At 44.8% G+C, this 6,506-nt stretch carries 7 protein-coding genes; all 7 read left to right on the forward strand.

The annotated features are described in order from the left end of the window. On the forward strand, window positions 1-448 hold a 448-nt coding region (locus tag OB13_RS10130), incomplete at its 5' end, for a helix-turn-helix domain-containing protein (RefSeq protein ID WP_461490048.1). Between the two features lie 85 nt (window positions 449-533). Beyond that, window positions 534-1,133 (forward strand): DapH/DapD/GlmU-related protein, encoded by a 600-nt coding sequence (locus tag OB13_RS10135; RefSeq protein WP_461490049.1) that lies wholly within the window; start codon window positions 534-536, stop codon window positions 1,131-1,133. Continuing rightward, complete coding sequence (locus tag OB13_RS10140; protein ID WP_461490050.1) at window positions 1,126-2,289, forward strand: alpha/beta hydrolase; 1,164 nt, start codon at window positions 1,126-1,128, stop codon at window positions 2,287-2,289. Before OB13_RS10135 ends, OB13_RS10140 begins: the two co-directional genes overlap by 8 nt. 316 nt (window positions 2,290-2,605) lie before the next feature. Further along, the gene (locus tag OB13_RS10145; protein ID WP_461490051.1) at window positions 2,606-3,091 is read left to right on the forward strand and encodes a cupin domain-containing protein; all 486 of its coding nucleotides are present in this window, start codon (window positions 2,606-2,608) and stop codon (window positions 3,089-3,091) included. A 14-nt stretch (window positions 3,092-3,105) separates the two neighbouring features. Continuing rightward, window positions 3,106-3,501, forward strand: a complete 396-nt coding sequence (locus tag OB13_RS10150; RefSeq protein ID WP_461490052.1) for a (R)-mandelonitrile lyase — start codon at window positions 3,106-3,108, stop codon at window positions 3,499-3,501. Window positions 3,502-3,765: 264 nt separating this feature from the next. Further along, window positions 3,766-4,821, forward strand: a complete 1,056-nt coding sequence (locus tag OB13_RS10155) for an NAD(P)-dependent alcohol dehydrogenase (RefSeq protein WP_461490053.1) — start codon at window positions 3,766-3,768, stop codon at window positions 4,819-4,821. A 565-nt stretch (window positions 4,822-5,386) separates the two neighbouring features. Next, the gene (locus tag OB13_RS10160; RefSeq protein ID WP_461490054.1) at window positions 5,387-6,289 is read left to right on the forward strand and encodes a magnesium transporter CorA family protein; all 903 of its coding nucleotides are present in this window, start codon (window positions 5,387-5,389) and stop codon (window positions 6,287-6,289) included. Window positions 6,290-6,506: the final 217 nt, after the last annotated feature.

Here is a 6,506-nt window from a genome sequence, read left to right on the forward strand (position 1 = left end):
TTATGCTTATAAAGACGATCTTATACGCAATTACATCCACCTGATCATTCACGAAGCATTGAAGTTGCAACCTTCGGAAAATTATGACCAAAACAAGAATGCTGCCTCCCGACTTACATCCGTTTTTCTGGAGCTTTTAGAGCGGCAGTTTCCCATCGAAAGTACCGACCTTCCGCTTCAGCTAAAGACCGCCCAGGACTATGCAATAAATTTAAATGTGCACGTAAATTATCTGAACCGTGCCGTAAAGGAAGTGACCGGCAAGTCAACCACTACCCACATCAGTGATCGCATCATCAGCGAGGCAAAAGCCCTTTTGCAGCATACGGACTGGAACATTGCCGATATTGCTTATGCACTTGGCTTTGAATACCCTACTTATTTTAACAATTACTTCAAAAAGCTGACGGGCACAAATCCTAAATCCTTCAGGGCGCAGGAAGTTTGATATTCTTAATGATTGGTTTGATTTTCATTACCTGATCCGATAAGGACAGCCATATCTTTGCACTGTATTATTGAGTACAAAGACAATGGACAAATTGGAAAGAGAACCCGTCTCGAACCAGAGCGAAAGAGACATTTTTGATAGACTGAAAGCCGGCGAGCCAATACGATTGGATGACCCGCAGTATCCTAAAGTACAAGCAGTGGTTGACCGTACCATAAGCTTGTCTACTCAACTCAACACCTCGACCGATATCAACCAAATCCGGGAGCGGCTAAGTGAGGTCATCGGTACCGAACTCGATGAGAGTACCACTATCTTCCCACCATTCCACACCAATTTTGGGCGGTTTATCCGAATAGGCAAAAACGTCTTTATCAACCATGCCTGTTCCTTTTTAGACATGGGTGGCATCACCATCGAAGACCATGTTTTATTAGGACCCAGAGTAAATCTCACCACCGAAAATCATCCTTTAGACCCTGCGGATAGAAGGACGCTGATTTGCAAGCCAATCCTGATCAAACGCAACGCCTGGATTGGTGCAGCCGCCACCATACTTCCCGGCGTTACCATTGGCGAAAACGCCGTAGTGGCAGCAGGCGCAGTGGTATCTAAAGATGTACCCGCCGATACCATAGTAGGCGGCGTGCCAGCCAAATTCATTAAATCAATCCATGAATAACCGGCTGTTCCATAACTGGTTCAGGCAAATTGAAATGCTAAAGAAGATGAAAAAAGTAACAGTTTTAGCCATTGCAGTCCTTATGGTTTTGGGACAAGCTTCTGCACAAACAAATCAAAGCGTGAAAGCAGAAAAAACAAAAGCCATGAAGGAGACAGATAAAACAGATCATTATACTTTTTTATTAAGCGATAAGGTGATCCGTCAGAAAGTAACGTTCAAAAACCGTTATGGAATTACGATTGCGGGCGATTTATACCTTCCTAAAAAGCGTGGATCTGAACCATTAGCGGCACTTGCCATTAGCGGCCCGTTTGGTGCGGTAAAAGAGCAATCTTCCGGATTATATGCACAAACCATGGCCGAACGTGGTTTTGCTACGCTTGCCTTTGACCCATCCTACACCGGTGAAAGTGGAGGTGAACCCCGCAACGTGGCATCGCCGGAAATCAATACGGAAGATTTCAGTGCGGCAGTGGACTACCTTGGCCTGCAGCCTTCGGTTGACAGAAACCGCATCGGGATTATTGGCATTTGTGGTTTCGGGGGAATGGGGCTGAATGCAGCCGCAATAGACAAGCGGGTTAAAGCCGTAGCCACCACCAGTATGTATGATATGTCACGGGTGATGTCGAAAGGTTATAATGACGTAGTAACACTTGAGCAGCGCACGCAAATGTTGGAACAGATGAACCAACAGCGCTGGGAAGACGCAAAAAATGGTACAACGGCCTATGGTAACCGCATTCTACCTGAAAAACTGCAAGGTAACGAACCCCAATTTGTAGTCGATTATTTCAATTATTACCGCACGCCGCGCGGTTTTCATAAAAATTCACCTAACTCAAATGGTGCCTGGACCGCTACCAATGCCCTTTCTTTTATGAATATGCCGTTGCTGAGCTACATCAAAGAGATTTCACCACGCCCTGTTTTGATAATTGCCGGCTCTGATGCGCACTCCCGTTACTTTAGCGAAGATGCTTACAAAGCTGCCGCTGAGCCCAAAGAGCTCCTGATCATTCCAAACGCCAATCACGTTGATTTGTACGACAGGTTAGATGTTATTCCTTTTGATAAGCTCACTTCCTTCTTCAACGAGAATTTGAAGTCAGGAAAGGCGAAGGCAACAGCCAAAAGCGTTTTAGCTAATTAACCTAAAGGAAGGTGTTAGAACAGCACCTTCCTTTAAATTTCCGGAAGTCCGGTATCTAGATTATCATCTGTATGAGATTGGCTTTCTGCCAAAGATGCACCGGCGGGTCACATACCTGCTGTTGGGATATAACTCTTTATGCTTCCTGGGGCAACCTGACATTGTTCTATTAAGATTTTTCGTATTCAAAAGGATCGGTAGCCTTAGGCAAAATATATGGTGATGTAGCTGTCTTTGTAGCGTCTGATTCGGTATAGAATAAGAATAGAACTGCTTCCATTATAACTGAATATAAGTAGGTATAGCAACCAGCAACATGAAGATATCCATCATAACAGTTATAGCTTTTTCTGCATTGTTTACCATTAGTTGCAAAGAACAGGTTTTAAATAGGGCCGCTGAAAATGAAGTACAAGCCATCTTTCCGAAAGGAGAAGTAGGGCCGGCAGAAAACTTCACGGGGAAGGCCTGGAATTATGGCTTGGTCTCCAATGATACTACCTATCAAACCCTTGTCGGCAACGTCTATTTTGAGCCTGGAGCCAGAAGCAATTGGCATATACATCCGGCCGGTCAGATTTTAATCATCACAGATGGAGTTGGTTACCATCAAATAAAAGGGCAGCCCCGCCAAACCATCAAAAAGGGAGATGTGGTGAAGTGCCCACCCAATGTGGAGCATTGGCACGGGGCAAGTCCTGATACTGGCTTGCAACAACTATACATCATTCCGAATACGGAGAAAGGCATCGTCAAATGGATGCAGCCTGTTTCAGATGAAGAATACAGTAACGCTAAATGATTAACCAGTTCAATATGGAAATTAAAAGAGTTGGTTCGCAGCCTTCGCAAAAAGGCCCCGAAGATTGGTTTACAGGTACCGTTCGAATCGATCCGTTGTTTCAGGCGAGTGATCCGGCGCGGGTAGGCGGTGCCCACGTCACCTTCGAACCCGGTGCCCGCACGGCCTGGCATACCCATCCGCTCGGCCAAACTCTCATTGTCACGTCCGGTTTTGGCTGGGTTCAGCGGGAGGGTGGTCCCATTGAAGAAATTCGTCCCGGAGATGTGGTTTGGTTTCCTCCTGGTGAGAAACATTGGCACGGTGCCACCGCCACTACCGCCATGACGCACATCGCCATCCAGGAAAGTCTTCAGGGCAAGGCTGTCAACTGGATGGAAAAGGTCAGCGACGAACAGTACCGTATGTGAATTTTATACAAGAACAGTCTTAGGTACTTAACAGTCCATAATTAGACGAGCGAACAAGGCTGTGAAATAGCTTAAACCGGCACAAGTACTTTCTATGTATTTCGTATAGTTGAAGTTAAAGTATAGCTCCCTCATACTTAATAGCCAACGAAAGAACATTTAAGATATAGATAGTTAAAGGAAACAGCATGTAACGATAGGATTGCTCCACATTAGCCTTTTAGGTATAGAGTTAATTAGATACACAGTTTAAAATTTACAACTATGGAAGTAAAAAACATCAAAGCGTTTGGTACAGAAGCAGCAGAAGCGCCTTTAGATCAGTTAAACATCAACCGTAGAAAGGCAACACCCCATGACGTAGAGATTGACATTTTGTATTGCGGGGTTTGTCATTCCGATCTTCACACCGTGAGAAACGAATGGCACGGGACCATTTACCCTTGTGTGCCGGGTCATGAAATCGTGGGCAGAATTGTAAGTGTTGGCGATCATGTCTCCAAATTTAAAGTAGGTGATCTGGCTGCCGTTGGCTGCATGGTAGACAGCTGCCGTGAGTGCCAGTACTGTAGAGAAGATTTGGAACAATATTGCGAAAAAGGCAATATTCAAACGTATAATTCGCCCGATAAATACCTGGGCACCCAAACCTACGGGGGGTATTCCGAAAGCATTGTGGTGGATGAAAACTTTGTTCTGCGCGTACCTGAGAATCTTGATCTGGCGGCTGTAGCACCCTTGTTGTGCGCCGGCATCACCACGTACTCCCCGCTGAAGCATTGGCACGTAGGTCCTGGCCAAAAGGTCGGTGTTGTCGGTTTGGGCGGCCTGGGACACATGGCGGTTAAACTTGCTAAGGCAATGGGTGCAGAAGTGATTGTATTTACCACTTCTCCTTCTAAAGTGGAAGATGCTAAACGCTTGGGGGCTGATGACGTGGTACTGTCAAAAGATGAAGAGCAAATGAGACGCTATGCAGGCAAGCTCCATTTTGTCCTTGACGCTGTTTCGGCGCAACACGACATCAACATGTACCTAAACCTTTTACGGGTAGATGGTAAACTGGCATTGGTCGGAGCACCTGAACATCCGCTTCCGGTTGCGGCCTTCAGTCTCATACCTTATCGTAGAAGCTTTGCCGGGTCCTTGATCGGCGGCATTGCCGAAACTCAGGAAATGCTTGATTTTTGTGGCAAACATAACATCGTTTCAGACATAGAAATGATCAACATCCAGCAGATCAATGAAGCGTATGAACGTTTGCTCAAAGGCGACGTGAAGTATCGCTTTGTGATTGATATGGCTTCTTTAAAAGAATAGGAGAAATCCTGCAGGTACAGATGACACTTATTAAATGAGTTAAGAAAAAGCCAAAGACACTTATCAATGAAAGCTATTGTAAGTGTCCGAAGTGAAATAGTAAAGCCGCTTCAGTTTTATCTGAAGCGGCTTTTTTGCGGGTAGTAGCCCGTAGGGTCGAATTATATAACTTTATCCACATCGATTTAGTGTCTGTGAGTAAATAACTAGCGGTGTAAGAAGAGCGGGAAAGCCCTTTTTATGAGTATTATGAAGTGATTGGTTATCAGAACGCTTCTTATGGATAGAAAATCTACATCGTCTGGAAACAGGAAGGATATTTTTCTTTTGAAGGGAGGAGGAACAGCCTGAGAACGATTCTCTTTTGTCCAAATGTAAGCTATAATAGCAGGTACTGATTTTGGTGCACAAAGTGTAGGAATGACCTGCTATATCTAAAGTAATCCAAGCAGACACAGCGTATATTAAATGGGTTTGGTATTTCCCTATTTTGATAATCTGTCTTTTCTTTCACTTACCGGAATGCAGTATATTACCCGACCATAGCATAACAGAAAATCTTTATATGAAAAGAACGATAGTTTCCCTGGAAAACGCTGACTGGCAATGGATCGATCTGGAAAGTCCCTCGGAAGAAGAACTGAAGGAAGTGGCGGCTCAATATGGGTTGCATCGCTCCTCTGTCATCGACTCACTCCAGCCTGAGCACCTGCCTAAGTATGAAGAGATAGGAGAAGTGGCTTTTATGATCACCCGCATCTATGACCGGGGGGCACATAAGGAGGCAGATACGATCCAGGAGCTGACTAATAAGGTAGCTATTTTCTTTTCACGAAAATTTATTATCACCATCCATAGAAATCCAGCCGATTTAATCGAGGAAGTGGAAAGTAAATACATTCGAACCGGTGTAGTGAAGACACCGCAAGGCTTGCTAACCCGGCTTGTCAAGGCTGTACTGAAAACCTTCGAGGCGCCAGCCCAGAGTCTTGCTGAAGACCTGGATTATTACGAAGCAAAAACTTTTCTCAATGACAGGATGCCTCCTCTTACCAAAGGTTTGTATCACTTAAAGCGTAAGGCTGCCGTATCGAAACGTGTGCTCCATCTTTCGGAAGTGATCCTGGATAACATGCAGTACCTGGAACTACAGCCAACCGAAATGCAGGACCTTAAGGACCTGCACGTTCATTTGAACACGCTCTACGATGAGGTGAATGAGAGCACCAATAACCTGATCAACATCTACATCTCGCTTTCTTCCCAAAAGACCAATGAGGTGGTGCGGGTGCTAACAATCTTCTCGGTATTTTTTTTGCCGCTCACCTTTATTGTCGGCATCTATGGGATGAACTTTGCTTATATGCCTGAACTAAAGGAAAAATACGGCTATCCGGCCGTATTAGTCGTCATGGCGCTGGTAACCCTTCTTATTTATCTGTGGTTTAGAAAAAAGCGTTGGCTTTAGCAGCCCTTCTTACTAAGGCTGCTTGTTTTGAATTGGTTTGACAATCCGTATTTATGGGAAATGATCTGAATAGCCTTCCCTGTTGGTCTGAAAGCCGTTACTTTCCAAGCCAGAACTGTAGAGCAAAAAGAAAAAGGGGAAAGTGATCTTTTAAATCACTTTCCCCTTTTAGAGTAGGCTAAAGGATGCAATGTTCGAACCTTTTCCACATTGATCT

It is taken from the genome of Pontibacter sp. HJ8 (assembly GCF_054824225.1).